Below are 16,510 nucleotides of genomic sequence, written 5' to 3' on the forward strand. Positions count from 1 at the left end.
ACGCGGGCGGGGGTGGGACCGCGCCCGCGTCTGCTCCCTCCCCCGTGCACCGGGCCGCACGTGCGCGGCGGCGTTCGCGCGGGCGTTCCCCGCCGGCGTTCGCGGGTCGATGCCCCAGGCGCTCACCCACTTGGCCGTACGATGGCGCGGTGCTGGTCAAGTGGATGCGCTGCACCGTCGTGGACCGTCGCGGGTTCGAGCGGGGACAGCGGAAATGGGCGGGGCTGCTCGGGGAACCCGGCTTCCGCGGGCAGGGCGGCGGTTGGAGCCGTGCCCGCAGCGGCGTCGCGCACCTCTTCGGCTTCTGGGAGAGCCGGGCCTTCTACGACTCCTTCATGGCCCGCTCCCACGACCGGTTGCACGCCTCCCAGGTCGGCACCTACAAGGACATGCGCGTCCGGCTCTTCGAGTACCGCTTCGACGTCAAGACCGGCTTCTCGCCGGTCTTCACCGATGCCGACCTGCTCCGCGTCGCCCACTGCCGGGTACGGGACGACCGCGTCGAGCACTTCACCCTGATGCAGGAGAAGGTGTGGAACCCGGCGATGGCGGGATCGCCCGGCATGCTCCGCGGACTCTTCGGACAGGCCGATCCCCACAACGAGTTCCTCGTCCTGTCGATGTGGGACTCCGCCGCCGAGCACGGCAAGTACCGCACGGAACGGGTCGAACGGCTCGCCCTGCGGGCGCAGATCGGCGCCGACGTGACCGCGATCGCCGGGGACGTGATCGACCTCGAGCCCTCGTGGACGGTGTGAGGACCCGGTGACCGGGCGGGCGCGTGCCGTTCGCCCCCTGGGGCGGCAACACCGCCACGGCTAGAGTCGGCACACCATGACCGACGATCCTTCCCGCCCCGTCCGGCCCGACCGGGACGCCGTCGCGCGGCGCCGCCGCGCGTTGCGCGCCGTCGCCGGCCTGCACGGGCTCGCCGTCGGCGACGCCCTGGGATCCCAGTTCTTCGTCCCCGCCCACCTCGGCCTGCTACGGCGCCGCGCGCTGCCGCCGGACCCGTGGCAGTGGACCGACGACACCGAGATGGCCTGCTCGGTGCTGCTCGTCCTGGCCGAACACGGCGAAATCGACCAGGACGCGCTGGCCGCCGCCTTCGCGACGCACCACGACTTCGACCGGGGCTACGGACCCGCGGTGAACCGCATGCTCCGGCGGATCAGGCAGGAGGACGCCGACTGGCGGCAGCTGTCCTCGGAGCTCTTCGACGGTCAGGGCTCCTGGGGAAACGGCGCCGCCATGCGGGTCGCGCCGCTCGGAGCATGGTTCGCCGACGCTCCCGAACGCGCCGCCGAACAGGCAGAGCTGTCCGCCGTCGTCACCCACCGGCACCCCGAGGCGGTGGCCGGAGCGATCGCCGTCGCGGTGGCGGCGGCGCTCGTCGCGCGGGACGCGGACCCGGAGGCCCGCGTCCAGGCAGCGGCGGGCCCGGCCGGCCGGCCGGACCACGCCGAGGCCGGCGGGGCGGAGGCCGGCGCCCGGCTGCTCGACCGGGTCCTGGACGTCGTGCCGCGCAGCGCGGTGCACGCCGGTCTGCGCAGGGCGAAGGACATGCTCGACTTCGACGACGTGGCCACCGTCGCCGCGGTCCTGGGCTGCGGACGCCGTACCAGCGCGCACGACACCGTGCCCTTCGCGCTCTGGGCTGCCGCGCGTCATCTCGGGGCGTTCGAGGAGGCGTTGTGGAACACCCTGCAGGCAGGCGGTGACGTCGACACCACGGGGGCGATCGTGGGGGGCGTCGTGGCCGTGAGTGCGGGCGGCGCACCACCGGAGCCCTGGACCCGGCGTACCGAGGTGCTGCCGAGCTGGATGCCCGCCCTCGTCTGAGGGTTGTAGGGCCGCACGTCACGGGGCCGTCACAGGGACGCCCGTCCGTCCGGGCCCACGTCACCGCCTGGTCACAGAGGCAGCCCGCGACGTGCAACATCCCGGCGTGGAACTAGCGTTGCCGCACTGAGGGCCGCACCGTGGCTTCGGGCGGCCGGGGGAGGAGACGCATGGTCGAGCAGCCGGGTGAGGAATCCACGGAAGAGCGCGGACGAAGAGCCGAGCCGGACACGGTGGCCGAGCGGGGCGTTCCGGAGGAGCGCGCGGAGGAGCGCCGGGGAGAAGGGGCCGGCCGGGCCCGCGGGAAGGCCGGGACCGGGGCCGGGCCCACCGTGCCGGACCAGCGGCATCACCCAGCGGGCCCGTCGGCCGGCCGCCCGCCGGCCGGCGGCGAGCCCGGTCCAGGGCCGGACCTGCGGAAACCTCCGCAGCACGGGGAAGCCGCTCCGGGACCGCACGACGGCCGCGGCGTTCCCGGCGGGATGGCGCCCCACCCGCAGCCGCCGCACTACGCGTACCAGCCGCCCCGGCCGGCACCGCCGCCGGCCTGGGTCGTGGCTTCGCGTCCCGACAACCCGCCCGCGCCCCTGCGTGCGGCCACCGGCTGGGCCGCGCTCGGAGCCGGAGTCGCCGCCTCACTGCTGCTCGGCGAGGGCCTCGGCATCAACCTGCTGCTCGCCGCGCTCCCGGCCGCGCTCGCCGCCCACTTCGCGGCCCGGACCGCCGGCCGCAGGCCTCGGCCGTGGACGCTGCTGTGGGCCGCCGGGTGCCTGGCCCTGCTCGCCGTGCCGGCGCTGCGTGACGCCGCCTGGCCCAGCACGCTCGCCGTGCTCGCCGCCCTCGCGGTGGGCTCCTTCGCCCTTCAGGGCGGACGCAGCTGGGCGGCGGCGCTGATCAGCCCCTTCTGGCTGCCCGCCGCCGTGCCCGGCGGCGTGACGTGGGCGTGGAAGGGCGCCCGGGAGCGGGCCCGGAACACCCGGCACCGCTGGGGGCCGGTGGTCCGCACCGGCCTGATCGCCGTCGGACTCCTGGTGGTGTTCGGCGCGCTCTTCGCCGGGGCCGACGCCGCCTTCGCCGACCTGCTCAACAGCCTGGTCCCGGACGCCTCCGTCGCGGACGGCCCGTTGCGCTCGTTCTTCCTGCTGCTCGGCATCGTCACCGCGCTCGCAGCCGCCCGTACGGCCGCCGCACCCCGCCGCTGGGACCGGATCGACGTCAAGCCGGGGAAGGGGCGCGGCCGGGTGGAGTGGGCGCTGCCGCTCATCGTGCTCGACGTCCTGTTCGCGGTGTTCAACACGGTGCAGCTCACCGTGCTCTTCGGCGGCTACGACCGCGTGCTCCGGGAAACCGGCCTGACCTACGCCGAGTACGCGCGGCAGGGATTCTGGCAACTGCTCTGCGCCACCCTCCTCACCCTGGTGGTGATCGCGCTCGCGCTGCGGTGGGCGCCGCGCGGCCGTCGGCGGGACGCCACCCTGGTGCGGGCGGTGCTCGGCACGCTGTGCGCGCTCACCCTGGTCGTGGTGCTCTCCGCCCTGCGCCGGATGGATCTGTACGTCGACGCCTACGGGCTGACGCGGCTGCGCCTCTCGGTTGCCGGTGTCGAACTCTGGCTCGGACTCGTCATCGTGATGATCATGATTGCCGGAGGACTCGGCGTCCTCGGCCGACGCGGCGCCACCTGGGTGCCGCGTGCGGTCACCGCCTCCGCCGCGCTCGGCGTACTGGTCTTCGGGCTGATCTCCCCGGACCGCCTGGTGGCCGAACAGAACCTCGCCCGCCACGAGCGGACGGGCAAGATCGACCTGCTCTACCTGCGCAACCTCTCCGCCGACGCCGTACCCGCCCTGGACCGCCTTCCCGAACCGCTCCGCTCCTGCGCCCTCGGCGACATCGCGCGCGGGGTCGCGGCGGACGAGGGCGAGCCCTGGTACGCGACGAGTCTCGGCGAGGCACGCGCCCGCGAGATCCTGGCGCAGCGGCCCGTCGCCGAGAACCGCGACGCCTGCGCCTCAGCGGGCGCCTACGACGGCCACCGGAGCTACTGAACGCGTAACGGCCCGGCGTGCGCGGGCCGCGCCCGTGCACGCCGGGACGGCTTGTTCCGTTTCACCACGGGGCGCGACAATGAGGAGGGCGGTACCGGGGAGCACCGGCACACCGCCGACCGAACGACGCCCGCAGCGGAGGCCCTTCCGTGCACCGTCCGGAGCCGGTCGAACCCGTGGCGGAGCAGGCCGCTACGCTTGCTCCCGCCATGCCGTACGAACCGCCCACCCACCGCGTCGAGCGCTCCCTGCGCGCCACCACCGGAGCGAAGGTGGTCGCCGGGGTCGACGAGGTCGGTCGCGGCGCGTGGGCCGGACCCGTCACCGTGTGCGCCGCCGTCACCGGCCTGCGGCGGCCTCCCGAGGGACTCACCGACTCCAAACTCCTCACCCCGCGGCGGCGGGAGCAACTGGCCCGCGAACTCGGCGGCTGGGTCACCGCGCACAGCCTGGGTCACTCCTCGCCGGAGGAGATCGACGCGTGGGGGATGACCGCAGCCCTCCGTACGGCCGCCGTCCGCGCACTCGAAGGGCTGCCGATGCGTCCGGACGCGGTGATCCTCGACGGCAAGCACGACTACCTGGGGCGGCCCTGGCGGGTCCGCACGGTCATCAAGGGCGACCAGTCCTGTGTCGCCGTGGCGGCGGCCTCCGTCCTGGCGAAGGTCCGACGGGACGCGATGATGGCCGAACTCGGAGAATCCCACGCGGACTTCGCCTTCGCCGACAACGCCGGGTACCCCTCCCCCGTGCACCGTGCGGCGCTGGAGGAGTTCGGCCCGACCCCGTACCACCGGCTGTCCTGGGCCTACATGGACGGGCTTCGGCGCTGGCAGCACCTGAAGAAGATCCGCACCGAACCGGTCGAGCAGATCGGCCTCTTCTGACCGTCCCCGGCCCGCGCGTCCGTGTCGCGGTCGCCCCCGCCGACGCGTACGGCCGCGGAGTTTGATAGACAACACCCCATGCCTCTCTCCCCTGAGGAGCCACAGATTCACGAGCGTGTCCCCGGCCGCGAAGGCGGCGTGGGAACCACCCGGACTCCGCAGGCTTCCCGACCTTCTGTTCCCCTTCCCGGACCCCGGACCACCCCGCGTCCCGCGCCGCCGCGTGCGGACCGGACCAACCGGCCCGCGCCCGGCCCCGGCCGGCCCGGCAACGCCCGCGGTGCGGGTACGTCCCCGGCCCAGCCGCCGGTGCGGCCACCCGCCCCGCCGAAGCCCGCCGTGCCCGCCGCCGCGCCGCCGCGTACCGCCGCCGACATCCAGCTCGTCGAAGCGACCGACGCCACCGCCGTCGACGCCGCCGACGAGGCCGTCGACCGCCTCCTCGACGGCGGCCAGGCGCCGGGCGCCGTCCTCGTCCTCACCACCGGCGGCCCGCACCCGTGGGCCGAGCACGAGACGTCCTTCGGCGAGGACGCGTACTGGCGTCAACAGGCCGAGGGCGACGACGTGTTCTGCGCACACGTCTCCGCGCTCGCCCGGGTCGCTTCCCGGCCCGTCGTCGTGCTCGCCGTCAACGGCGGTACGGACGCCGACGTCGCCCGATCGCTGCCCGCAGCGCTGGACAAGGCCGGTGAACGCCTGGTGGTGTGCGGCGACCCGCAGCGGCTCGGCACCCTGCTCTGAACCCTGCCTGCGGGCGCCGAGCCCTCCCCGGGTCGGGTGGGCGGCCCGCTCAGGGCGGTGCCGAGCCCCGCGCCCGTTTCCGTCGCGGTCAGCTGTGCCCGGTGCGACCGCCGGGGGCGAAGCCGTTCGACGGGCTCAGGGCCGCCGGCCCTCCGGCCACGTGCGGGGGGCGCGTCGCCTCGACCGGGGTTCGCGGGGCGCTCACCGGCCGGTCCGGCGTGGGCGTCACCTGCGGCAGTTCCGCAGGTGCGCCCTCCGAGGGCTCCGGGGAGCGCGGGCGCCGCCCTTTCCTCCCCTCGCCCAGCACCTGCCATCCGGCGGGCGTGAGCACGATGTACGCCCCGCAGCGCAGGCCGTGCAGGGTGCAGGCGTCGCGCAGCCCCCACATCCAGGCGCCGTCCACCTCGCTCCAGTCCGATCCGCCGCCGCGGCAGAACAGCAGTGCGGCCGTGCGCACCGGAGTGCGACGGCGCAGGTCGTGCGGCACGATCCGGCGCAGCTGCCCGAGCAGCGCGTTGCGGAACTCCCAGCCGTCCGGCCGATCGGTCGACCGGACGAAGGACGCGCTGGCCACCAGCCGTTCATCGGGCCCGAACACGGCGAGCACCGCCGTTCCCGGCGCCGGCAGGTGGCGTTCGTGCAGACCGCCGACCACCTCCCGGGGGCTGCGCAGCAGGGGCACGCCCAACGCGGCCCACTCCGAGGGCTCCAGACTGCGGCTCAGGCGGGACACGGCGTCGGTCGGAGGCGGCGTCGCGAAACCGAGACTCACATCTCCCCCTTGGACGGCGCGCGCAACCCGCCCGGCACTGCTGCGGGTCCGTGTCGATTCTCGCCGCCCGGGCCGGTCGCGGCAATGCCCGAAGCCCTGTCGCACCACCCGGTCCTCGCCTGCCGACCGGGATGCCCGCGCTGGTCAGCCCTGTACCGCGAGCACCAGCGGCAGCACCCCCTTCGCTCCCGCACCGCGCAGCATCCGCGCGGCGACCGCCAGCGTCCACCCCGTCTCGGTGTAGTCGTCGACGAGCAGGACCGGACCGTCAGCCGCCGCGACCGCGGACGCCACTTCCGGGGGGAGGTGCAGCGCTCCGTCCAGCGCCCGGAGCCGCTGCGCGCTGTTGCTCCGCGGCACCTGGCCGTGCTCGGCGAAGCCCTCCGTGTACTCCACGGCTCCCAGCAACGGCATCCGGCCGATCTCCGCGATGCGCCGGCCCAGCGACGCCACCAGAGCCGGCCTCCCCCGTGAGGCCATGGTCACCACTCCGGCCGGTCGAGCGGGCGCCCCTTCGTTCCCGGAAGCCCAGCCGTCCTGGCCGCGCGCCCAGTCGGCCAGCACCGTCACCACCGCTTCCAGCACGTCCTTCGGGACCGGGCCGTCTCCGCCACCCGGAGCGAGCATCGGCCGCAGCCGGTTGCCCCAGCCGATGTCGGAGAGGCGGCCCAGCGCCCGTCCGGGGGCGGCCTGTTCACCCGCGGGGATGCGTCCCTTGAGGTCCATGCCGACGGCCGACAGGCCGGTGGGCCACATCCGGCGCGGTTCGACCCGAACACCGGGGCGCCCCAGCGCCGCCCGCGCGGCGTCCATCGCCTCCGGGGACACCTTCTCCGAGAACCGGGGCTCGCCGCGGCAGTTGTCACAGCGACCGCACGGCGCCGCCTCCTCGTCGTCCAGCTCGCGCCGCAGGAATTCCATCCGGCAGTCGCCGGTGGTGGCGTAGGCACGCATGGCCGACTGCTCGGCCTCGCGCTGCCGCGCGATCCACGCGTACCGCTCGGCGTCGTACGTCCACGGGGCGCCCGTCCACTCCCAGCCGCCCTTGACCCGGCGCACCGCGCCGTCGACGTCGAGCACCTTGAGCATGGTCTCCAGACGTGACCGGCGCAGTTCCACCTGCGGCTCGAGGGCCGGAAGCGACAGCGGGCGCCCTGCTTCCGCCAGCACCTCCAGGGTCCTGCGCACTTGCTCCTCGGGAGGGAAGGCGAGGGAGGCGAAGTACCGCCAGATCGCCTCGTCCTCCCGTCCGGGAAGCAGCAGCACCTCGGCGTGCCGGACTCCGCGGCCCGCCCGCCCCACCTGCTGGTAGTAGGCGATCGGGGAGGCGGGGGAGCCGAGGTGCACCACGAAGCCGAGGTCCGGCTTGTCGAAGCCCATCCCCAGCGCCGAGGTGGCGACCAGCGCCTTCACCCTGTTCTCCAGGAGGTCCCTTTCCGCAGCCTCCCGGTCGGCGTTCTCGGTGCGTCCGGTGTAGGAGGCGACCGTGTGACCGCTCTGCCGCAGGTGGGCGCTGACCTCCTCGGCGGCCGCGACGGTCAGCGTGTAGACGATGCCCGAACCCGGCAGCTCGTCCAGCTGCTCCGCGAGCCACGCCAGCCGGTGCGCCGCGTCGGGCAGGTGCAGCACCGAGAGGCTCAGGCTCTCCCGGTCCAGCGGACCGCGCAGCACCAGCGCCGCCCCGCCCTCCGGATCCTGCTCGGTGCCGCCGGTGCCGAGCTGGTCGGCGACGTCCGCCGTCACCCGGGCGTTGGCCGTCGCGGTCGTCGCCAGAACGGGGACGCCGGGCGGGAGGTCGGTCAGCAGGCTGCGCAGCCGGCGGTAGTCCGGGCGGAAGTCGTGGCCCCAGTCGGAGATGCAGTGCGCCTCGTCCACCACCAGCAGGCCGGTGGTAGCGGCCAGCCGGGGCAGCACCTCGTCGCGGAAGTCGGGGTTGTTCAGCCGCTCCGGGCTACGGAAACCGGAGGGCATTTGCATTCCAAGCAAGGCTAGAGCCCTGACCTGCATAGATGTTGTGAACCGGCGCTTGGGACTGGTCGAAGCCAGGCGCCGGGATGGCGCGACGACACGACTGGTTCCACGCTCCGTAGAGGTGATGTGACTACGAGCGAGGTAGCCCGGGTGCCTGGTCGTCGGGTTGCATAGGGGCATGAGCAACCTCGAGCTGCGCGATGAAGCTGACGCCGTCCTGGCCGACCTGGTGGGTGACCCGGGAGGCTCGGCTCGCCTGCGGGAGGACCAGTGGCAGGCCGTGGCGGCCCTGGTGGAGGACCGTCGGCGTGCACTGGTGGTGCAGCGGACCGGGTGGGGTAAGTCTGCTGTGTATTTCGTGGCTACGGCTCTGCTGCGTCGGCGTGGTTCGGGGCCCACGGTGATCGTCTCGCCGCTGCTTGCTCTGATGCGTAACCAGGTCGAATCGGCGGAGCGTGCCGGCATCCGGGCTCGGACGATCAACTCAGCCAATCCTGAGGAGTGGAGCTCCACTTACGAGGAGGTGGAGCGTGGAGAACTCGACGTTCTTCTCGTAAGTCCTGAGCGCCTTAACTCGGTCGATTTTCGTGACCAGGTGTTGCCCAAGCTCGCGGCTACGACTGGGTTGCTGGTCGTCGACGAAGCGCACTGCATCTCCGACTGGGGTCACGACTTCCGGCCGGACTACCGTCGGCTGCGGGCAATGCTGGCGGAGCTGCGTTTCGGAGTACCGGTGCTTGCCACGACTGCCACTGCCAATGCGCGGGTGACTGCTGACGTGGCGGAGCAGTTGGGCACCGGGGCGGGGGAGGCCCTGGTGCTTCGCGGCCCGCTTGATCGAGAAAGTTTGCGCTTGGGTGTGGTGGAGCTGCCGGATGCCGCGCACCGTTTGGCGTGGTTGGCGGAGCATCTGGATGAGCTGCCTGGTTCGGGCATCGTTTATGCGTTGACGGTGGCGGCGGCTGAGGAGGCCACTGCTTTTCTGCGGCAGCGTGGTTTTCGTGTGGCGTCGTATTCGGGGCGCACGGAGAACGCCGAGCGGTTGCAGGCCGAGGGGGATCTGCTGGAGAACCGGGTGAAGGCGTTGGTGGCGACGTCGGCTTTGGGCATGGGGTTCGACAAGCCTGACTTGGGGTTCGTGGTGCATCTCGGTTCGCCGTCGTCACCGATTGCCTACTACCAGCAGGTTGGCCGTGCGGGGCGCGGTGTGGATCACGCTGATGTGCTGTTGTTGCCGGGTCGGGAGGATGAGGCGATCTGGCGGTACTTCGCGGATACCGCCTTCCCGGCGGAGTCGCAGGTGCGCGCGACATTGTCGGCATTGGCTGACGCGGGAAAGCCGCTGTCCGTGCCGGCGTTGGAGGCACTGGTCGACCTCAGGCGTACTCGCCTGGAGATCATGCTGAAGGTCCTTGACGTGGACGGTGCGGTGAGGCGCGTGAAGGGGGGCTGGGTTTCCACGGGGGAGCCGTGGGTGTACGACTCGGAGCGGTACGCGTGGGTTGCCAGACAACGTGCGGCCGAGCAGCAGGCCATGCGGGACTATGTGGGTACGTCCGGGTGTCGGATGGAGTTCTTGCGGCGGCAGCTCGACGATGAGGGTGCTGTGCCCTGTGGTCGTTGTGACAACTGTTCTGGTGCGTGGGCGTCTCTTTCTGTCTCGGCGGAGTCGTTGTCCGGGGCGGTGAAGGAGTTGGACCGTCCGGGTGTGGAGGTTGCGCCGCGTCGTATGTGGCCGACGGGTATGGCTGCCTTGGGCGTCGATCTCAAGGGGCGGATTCCGGTGGGGGAGCAGTGCTCTGCGGGGCGGGCTCTGGGGAGGCTGTCGGACATCGGCTGGGGCAACCGTTTGCGTCCCCTGTTGGCTGAGGGCGCTGCTGATGGGCCTGTGCCGGAGGATGTCTTGCGGGCCGCGGTGGCGGTGCTCGCGGATTGGGCGCGATCTCCGGAGGGTTGGGGGTCTGGCGCTCCCGAGGCTGTCGCTCGCCCGGTGGGTGTCGTGGCGGTACCGTCCGCTTCTCGTCCGCAGCTGGTGGACTCTCTGGCTCAAGGGGTCGCTTCCGTCGGGCGTCTGCCGTTCCTGGGCACGTTGGCGTTCACCGAGGCGAACAGTGGGCACGTTGCGCATCGCAGCAATTCGGCTCAACGCCTCCGCGCGCTGTCCGCCGCCTTCTCCGTTCCGCCTGGGTTGGCTGATGCGCTGAGCGAGGCTCAGGGCCCTGTCCTGCTCGTGGATGACTACACGGACTCCGGCTGGACTCTCGCCGTTGCTGCCCGTCTCCTACGCCGAGCGGACAGCGATCAGGTTTTGCCGCTCGTCCTCGCAGCAGCTTGAGATGCCCGTAGCCAGTGCGAGGGGACGGCGGTCTCAGCTCAACTGGAGGGAGACAGGCCGCTCGCGGGGGTAGGAACGGCCGCAGTAAGGGCCTGTCACCAGTCGGCTCCTGCGAACACCCACGGTAAGGGTGTGCGGGTCCAGCGCGGCCAGCGTGAGGTCCAGCAGGCCGCCGCCGTCGGAGGGTTCGGGGTTGGGGGCGCCGTCGCGTCGGCACACCAGTGCATCCGGGGTCCCACGCCGGGGCCTGGAGGCTGTACCCGTCCGGGCAGGCCGGGCCGGCCTCGCCGCGCGGCCCCTGTTCGCCGCGTGGGCCGGGGACAGTGGAGTCCGCGCCGGGCTCTCCTCGAGGGCTGCGTGGTCCCGGCGCGGTGGAGTCGGCGCCGCCCTGGCCGTCCTCCCCGAGCTCGGGGGTGACGGTCGGCGCTGGCTTCCCGGGCGCCCCGGGGCGCCCGCGGGGGTCCCTCCGGGCCGGGCGGGCCGGGGATCGGTACCGGCACCTCCACCCGCTCCGGTAAGTCCGGCACTGCGGCGGCGGGGTCCGGCACGGCCGGCGTCTCGCCCGACGCGGTGATCCGCTACCGGAGCGTGCGCACGTCTCCCGCGAGCGTGGACACGGCCTCGCCGCGCCGGTCCGCCTCCGCGGCCAGCTCTTCCGCGGTCGCCTGCGCCTGCCGCACCTGCGACAGCGCCAGCAGCACCCCGCCCGCCAACGCGACCAGGAAGCAGCCCAGCAGGATCCACCGCCAGCGACGCGCCAGCGCCCGCTCCGCGTGCGGGACACCCCCGCTCGCGCGGGGACCACCCGGTGACGCGGACGAGGCCGACGCCGGTGAACGGGACACCCCCGCTCGCGCGGGGACCACACGGTCAGGCACAGCGGGTGGGGTTCCTTCTCCGGGACACCCCCGCTCGCGCGGGGACGACCGAAGCGGTTCACTCTCGATCCGCCCCCGTCACGGGACACCCCCGCTCGCGCGGGGACCACGCGTTCGGGGCCCCCACACTGCCGTCGTACTCCGGGACACCCCCGCTCGCGCGGGGACCACATCATGCGCGGGGCGATGGCGTTCGCCAGCTCCGGGACACCCCGCTCGCGCGGGGACCACACCGGGATTGCCCGGCGCCCCGTCGCTCCCATCGGGACACCCCCGCTCGCGCGGGGACCACTGCGAGAGCTCCCGGTACGACAGCGGCGGGACGGGACACCCCCGCTCGCGCGGGGACCACCCCGCCACGAAATCGCCGACGGTCGTCATCGCCGGGACACCCCCGATCGCGCGGGGACCACCGCGGTGCGGGGCCGCACTGCCCACGTGAGGACGGGACACCCCCGCTCGCGCGGGGACCACCGAGTCTCCCAACCCGTTCCCTTGGCCTTGTTCGGGACACCCCCGCTCGCGCGGGGACCACGGTCCGGGCAGTCGACGGCGAACAGGCCGGCCGGGACACCCCCGCTCGCGCGGATACCACCAGTCGCAGCCGCGGCCGTCGTACGTCTGCTGCGGGACACCCCCGCTCGCGCGGGGACCACACCCTGGACGTCACCGGCTGGGACGCCGTCATCGGGACACCCCCGCTCGCGCGGGGAACCACCTCTCCGCCTCGCGGCGGCGCTTGCGCTCCGCCGGGACACCTCCGCTCGCGCGGGGACCACGGCCATGAGGGTCAGCCGCACCGTGGGCACGGCGGGACACCCCCGCTCGCGCGGGGACCACCTGGGACTGTCCGGCGAGGTCGCGAACGACGTCGGGACACCCCCGCTCGCGCGGGGACCACGCGATCAGGCACAGCAGGGCGTCGGCGCCCGGCGGGACACCCCCGCTCGCGCGGGGACCACCCTGCCCCAGCCTGGGGCAGCTCCTGCCCTAGCGGGACACCCCGCTCGCGCGGGGACCACCGTCAAAGGTCGTACAGGACGGACGACTTCGCCGGGACACCCCCGCTCGCGCGGGGACCACGCGTACGAGGACACCTGGGGGCCGGACACCGGCGGGACACCCCCGCTCGCGCGGGGACCACCTCGATCTGTCGTCCGTCTGTGCCGAAGAGGACGGGACACCCCCGCTCGCGCGGGGACCACTTGCAAGTGGCGGGCCGAGAGCAGAGTTTGATCGGGACACCCCCGCTCGCGCGGGGACCACTGCTCCGAGGTGTTCGCCGGCTCCATCCACGGCGGGACACCCCCGCTCGCGCGGGGACCACGGCTGGAAGGTCGGCGGGACGACGATCCCCACCGGGACACCCCCGCTCGCGCGGGGACCACGACACCGCCGCGTCCTCGCCGTACTCACCTACCGGGACACCCCCGCTCGCGCGGGGACCACGGCATGACGGTTGTGCAGCGGCGGGACACCCCCGCTCGCGCGGGGACCACGCCGGGGCGTTTCTCGTCTGGAGACCCGATGGCGGGACACCCCCGCTCGCGCGGGGACCACTGCTGCCGGCGCTGACGGTGATCGTCTCCCGGCGGGACACCCCCGCTCGCGCGGGGACCACCACCACACCGCGAAGCAGACCACCGCGCACGACGGGACACCCCCGCTCGCGCGGGGACCACGCCAGGACTTCCGTCAAGGCCGATCTCTCGCGCGGGACACCCCCGCTCGCGCGGGGACCACTCCAGGCCGACCCAGCGCGTCACCGGATCGTCCGGGACACCCCCGCTCGCGCGGGGACCACGCCCGCCACGGCACGAACTCCGGCAGCACCGGCGGGACACCCCCGCTCGCGCGGGGACCACTTCGGCTGCCTCAGTTCCTGCTTCGGCTGCTGCGGGACACCCCCGCTCGCGCGGGGACCACTGAATGCGTACCTCGCACCGCGTGCGCTCCGACGGGACACCCCCGCTCGCGCGGGGACCACTTCCGCGGCTACGTCGACACCGGCGGCAGGGACGGGACACCCCCGCTCGCGCGGGGACCACTGAACTGCATCCCTCGGATGCGGCGAGGAAGTCGGGACACCCCCGCTCGCGCGGGGACCACCACACATCCGAACGCGAGGAGTGGCAGAACAGCGGGACACCCCCGCTCGCGCGGGGACCACCCCCAGCCGTAGCCGCCGAATTCGCGTTCGTCCGGGACACCCCCGCTCGCGCGGGGACCACCACAGCGGCCGCGTTGGGCACCACCCGCACGGCGGGACACCCCCGCTCGCGCGGGGACCACACGATGCCGTTCCAGATCGCGACCGTCCGGGTCGGGACACCCCCGCTCGCGCGGGGACCACGTGGACGGCGACAAGCTGATGATGGACGTCGCCGGGACACCCCCGCTCGCGCGGGGACCACGAATCCGTAGAGAACGCGGACAAGTACAACGGCGGGACACCCCCGCTCGCGCGGGGACCACAAGCACGAGCGGCTGCGCCAGGAGGTCCGCGACGGGACACCCCCGCTCGCGCGGGGACCACCATCCGCAGCAGCGCGTGCCCGGACCAGCGGGCGGGACACCCCCGCTCGCGCGGGGACCACCCGCGTTCCTGGTCGAATCCGGCACCGAGGGCCGGGACACCCCCGCTCGCGCGGGGACCACGACTGCGTGGCGGCGGGCCGGTGGTGTCACGGCGGGACACCCCCGCTCGCGCGGGGACCACGCCTTCACCCGCACCGCCGTCTTCCGCGGCAACGGGACACCCCCGCTCGCGCGGGGACCACTCCTCGATCGTGCCGCCCGCCTCCACCTCCACCGGGACACCCCCGCTCGCGCGGGGACCACGACTACTACTCCACTCCCGGCGCCGCCGCCTACGGGACACCCCCGCTCGCGCGGGGACCACCCGACCGCGTGCTCGATGCGCTCGTTGAAATCCGGGACACCCCCGCTCGCGCGGGGACCACCTCACAGCGCCTCCCGTTGGGACGACGTCGCGCGGGACACCCCCGCTCGCGCGGGGACCACCAGCGGGACGATCTGCACGTGACCCACGATGCCGGGACACCCCCGCTCGCGCGGGGACCACCAGCGGAAGACGCGGCCGGGCGCACGTACGGACGGGACACCCCCGCTCGCGCGGGGACCACACGCCATGGCTGCGTCCCCTCCCGTTGATCGTCGGGACACCCCCGCTCGCGCGGGGACCACACCAGGTGTGGCGCGGCGGTGTCGGCGGTGACCGGGACACCCCCGCTCGCGCGGGGACCACGAGGGCGGCGGCAGCCTCGAAACGCTCAGGATCGGGACACCCCCGCTCGCGCGGGGACCACGGCGTCGTGATGAGCGCCCACACCCTGCGCCACGGGACACCCCCACTCGCGCGGGGACCACACTTCCTGACCTGTGGTGTTAGTGGGGCTTTGCCATTCCTTGACCACTGAGCATCGTCATCACCGTCCCATGGTGTCAGAGGCGTGTGATGGAGTTCCCGTCGCTGACGAAACGCATTTGGGAGGGCGCGGCGTGGTCGATGTGCGACTGTGCGGGAAATCCGAGGGACTGGTCGAGCCGTACCCCGTCATTGGGCACCTCATCGACTCGGCGATGGTGTGTGGAGCGGTATGGGACCACGTGTTGTCTGAAAGGCAGCGCAGGCGGATCGCCACGGCCTTGGGTTCGGATCCGTCAGAGGCGAAACGGGCCGTCATGTTCTGGACAGGACTGCACGACCTGGGAAAGATCATGCCGCAGTTTCAGGACATGATCCTCAAGGGGAGGTCCGCTCACTGCGGCTTCCTCACTGAGGCGGGTTACGCACACGACCGGCAGGGCGATGCCAAGGCCGGTAGAACGCGCCACGAGAGCGCAACTCACGCGGCCCTGCCACAACTGCTGACCCAGCTCGGCTACCCCACCTCAGGGGGGCGTCTGGCAAAGCTCTTGTCAGTGCAAGTGGCCCAGATCCTGGGCGGCCACCATGGGCGGTATCCATCGGACAGCGACCCGCGGGATCTACATGCCCCGCTGGCCCGTATGCCCGAGCTCGGCTCCGGCACATGGGCGGAGCAGCGTCAGCAGCACACCGAGGCTCTGTACGAGGTGCTGGGGCGCCCCACGGTGCCGGACTGCCGTGCGATGTCGCCGATCACAGCGGCCGTGGTCACGGGGGCGGTGATTGTCTCCGACTGGATCGCCAGTCAGGAGCACGTGATCGAAGCACAGCAGAAGGTGATTGAGACGCAGAGGAACTTCGGCTCTTTCCCCTCACTGCGCCTCCACGCGCGCAACGCGGAACGCATGGCGTCCACTTTGCTGGAGGACGCCGGCCTGGGACAGGCAGCTTTCAAGACAGGCGGGTTCCGTGACCTGTTTCCCGGCATCCAATCGCCCTACCCCCTGCAACTGAGCGTGGCAGAAGGTCTGTCCGGCATTAGCCTGCAAGAGCCGGGAATCCTGCTGGTGACGGCGCCGACTGGAGACGGCAAGACGGAGACGGCGTTGTACGCCGCGTCGCTGATGGGAACGGCCTGCGGAAGCACTGGGCTGTTCTTCGCCCTGCCCACTCAGGCCACAGCGAACCAGATGTACGGCAGGCTCGTGGCGTTCGCGAAGCAGAACCTGCTGGACCCGGCCCAGCTGACCCTGTTGCACGGTGCGGCCGATCTGCACCTTCCCTATACCGAGCCGCAGCCTGATAGGGCCGCGGATGTCCCTGAGCCGCGTGTGCTGTCCGACTGCGAAGCGGGTGCCGGGCGGGACGCACGGGTTTCCGTCGAGGCGGGGCGCTGGCTGCGCAGTCGCGGGCGGGGCATCCTGGCGCCACTGGCTGTCGGCACGATCGATCAGGCCCTGATGGGCGTGCTGCCGCTCAAGCGGAACGCACTGCGGCACCTGGGCCTGTCGGGGATGAACCGTTCCGGGTCTGATGGAGGCTCGATTCCCTGAGAGGATCGAGTCATGACCCGTCCGTCCCCCTACCCTCCCGAGCTTCGTGAGCGTGCGGTCCGCATGGTCGCGGAGGTCCGCCCGAACTA

General features: G+C 73.0%; 9 protein-coding genes, 1 pseudogene and 2 CRISPR repeat arrays. Of the genes and pseudogenes, 7 read left to right on the forward strand and 3 right to left on the reverse strand.

What is annotated here, in order from left to right; all coding sequences use genetic code 11:
* The first annotated feature begins 149 nt into the window (after positions 1–149).
* From RM572_RS28140 to RM572_RS28160, 5 genes are all read left to right on the forward strand, one after another.
* On the forward strand, positions 150–758 hold the full coding sequence (locus tag RM572_RS28140) for a YdbC family protein (RefSeq protein WP_311676202.1): 609 nt from the start codon (positions 150–152) through the stop codon (positions 756–758).
* Positions 759–834: 76 nt separating this feature from the next.
* On the forward strand, positions 835–1,842 hold the full coding sequence (locus RM572_RS28145; RefSeq protein WP_311676203.1) for an ADP-ribosylglycohydrolase family protein: 1,008 nt from the start codon (positions 835–837) through the stop codon (positions 1,840–1,842).
* A 170-nt stretch (positions 1,843–2,012) separates the two neighbouring features.
* Positions 2,013–3,890: a DUF4153 domain-containing protein gene (locus tag RM572_RS28150; RefSeq protein WP_311676204.1), complete on the forward strand. Its 1,878-nt coding sequence runs from the start codon at positions 2,013–2,015 to the stop codon at positions 3,888–3,890.
* 209 nt (positions 3,891–4,099) lie between these two features.
* On the forward strand, positions 4,100–4,777 hold the full coding sequence (locus RM572_RS28155) for a ribonuclease HII (RefSeq protein WP_311676205.1): 678 nt from the start codon (positions 4,100–4,102) through the stop codon (positions 4,775–4,777).
* A 339-nt stretch (positions 4,778–5,116) separates the two neighbouring features.
* On the forward strand, positions 5,117–5,521 hold the full coding sequence (locus tag RM572_RS28160) for a hypothetical protein (protein WP_311676206.1): 405 nt from the start codon (positions 5,117–5,119) through the stop codon (positions 5,519–5,521).
* Between the two features lie 88 nt (positions 5,522–5,609).
* Here the strand turns inward: RM572_RS28160 and RM572_RS28165 are convergent, their stop codons facing one another.
* A complete protein-coding gene (locus RM572_RS28165; RefSeq protein ID WP_311676207.1) occupies positions 5,610–6,293 on the reverse strand; it encodes a hypothetical protein in 684 nt (227 codons plus the stop codon).
* Between the two features lie 144 nt (positions 6,294–6,437).
* Positions 6,438–8,246, reverse strand: a pseudogene (locus RM572_RS28170) (helicase-related protein); the annotation flags it as partial.
* A gap of 196 nt (positions 8,247–8,442) precedes the next feature.
* Here RM572_RS28170 and RM572_RS28175 point away from each other — a divergent pair.
* Entirely contained in the window at positions 8,443–10,599 is a 2,157-nt protein-coding gene (locus RM572_RS28175; RefSeq protein WP_311676208.1) for a RecQ family ATP-dependent DNA helicase, read from the forward strand.
* 578 nt (positions 10,600–11,177) lie between these two features.
* On the opposite strand, the gene RM572_RS28180 is transcribed toward RM572_RS28175, so the two are convergent.
* The gene (locus RM572_RS28180; protein WP_311676209.1) at positions 11,178–11,312 is read right to left on the reverse strand and encodes a hypothetical protein; all 135 of its coding nucleotides are present in this window, start codon (positions 11,310–11,312) and stop codon (positions 11,178–11,180) included.
* Between the two features lie 63 nt (positions 11,313–11,375).
* Positions 11,376–12,440: direct repeats of the CRISPR family, unit length 29 nt; unit sequence CGGGACACCCCCGCTCGCGCGGGGACCAC.
* 91 nt (positions 12,441–12,531) lie between these two features.
* A CRISPR array of direct repeats spans positions 12,532–14,867; the repeat unit is 29 nt; unit sequence CGGGACACCCCCGCTCGCGCGGGGACCAC.
* 132 nt (positions 14,868–14,999) lie between these two features.
* Between RM572_RS28180 and RM572_RS28185 the strand changes: the two genes are divergently transcribed.
* Positions 15,000–16,421 carry a CRISPR-associated endonuclease Cas3'' gene (locus RM572_RS28185; RefSeq protein WP_311676210.1) on the forward strand — a complete coding sequence of 474 codons (1,422 nt, stop codon included), beginning with the start codon at positions 15,000–15,002 and terminating at the stop codon, positions 16,419–16,421.
* The last annotated feature ends 89 nt before the right edge of the window (positions 16,422–16,510 follow it).

The sequence above is a fragment of the Streptomyces hazeniae genome (assembly GCF_031845485.1).
Lineage (GTDB): Bacteria > Actinomycetota > Actinomycetes > Streptomycetales > Streptomycetaceae > Streptomyces > Streptomyces hazeniae.

What these genes read in the sequence shown, in the direction of transcription:
- RM572_RS28145 (WP_311676203.1), top strand. Translation starts at nt 835, where the DNA reads ATGACCGACGATCCTTCCCGCCCCGTCCGGCCCGACCGGGACGCCGTC.
- RM572_RS28150 (WP_311676204.1), top strand. Translation starts at nt 2,013, where the DNA reads ATGGTCGAGCAGCCGGGTGAGGAATCCACGGAAGAGCGCGGACGAAGA.
- RM572_RS28155 (WP_311676205.1), top strand. Translation starts at nt 4,100, where the DNA reads ATGCCGTACGAACCGCCCACCCACCGCGTCGAGCGCTCCCTGCGCGCC.
- RM572_RS28175 (WP_311676208.1), top strand. Translation starts at nt 8,443, where the DNA reads ATGAGCAACCTCGAGCTGCGCGATGAAGCTGACGCCGTCCTGGCCGAC.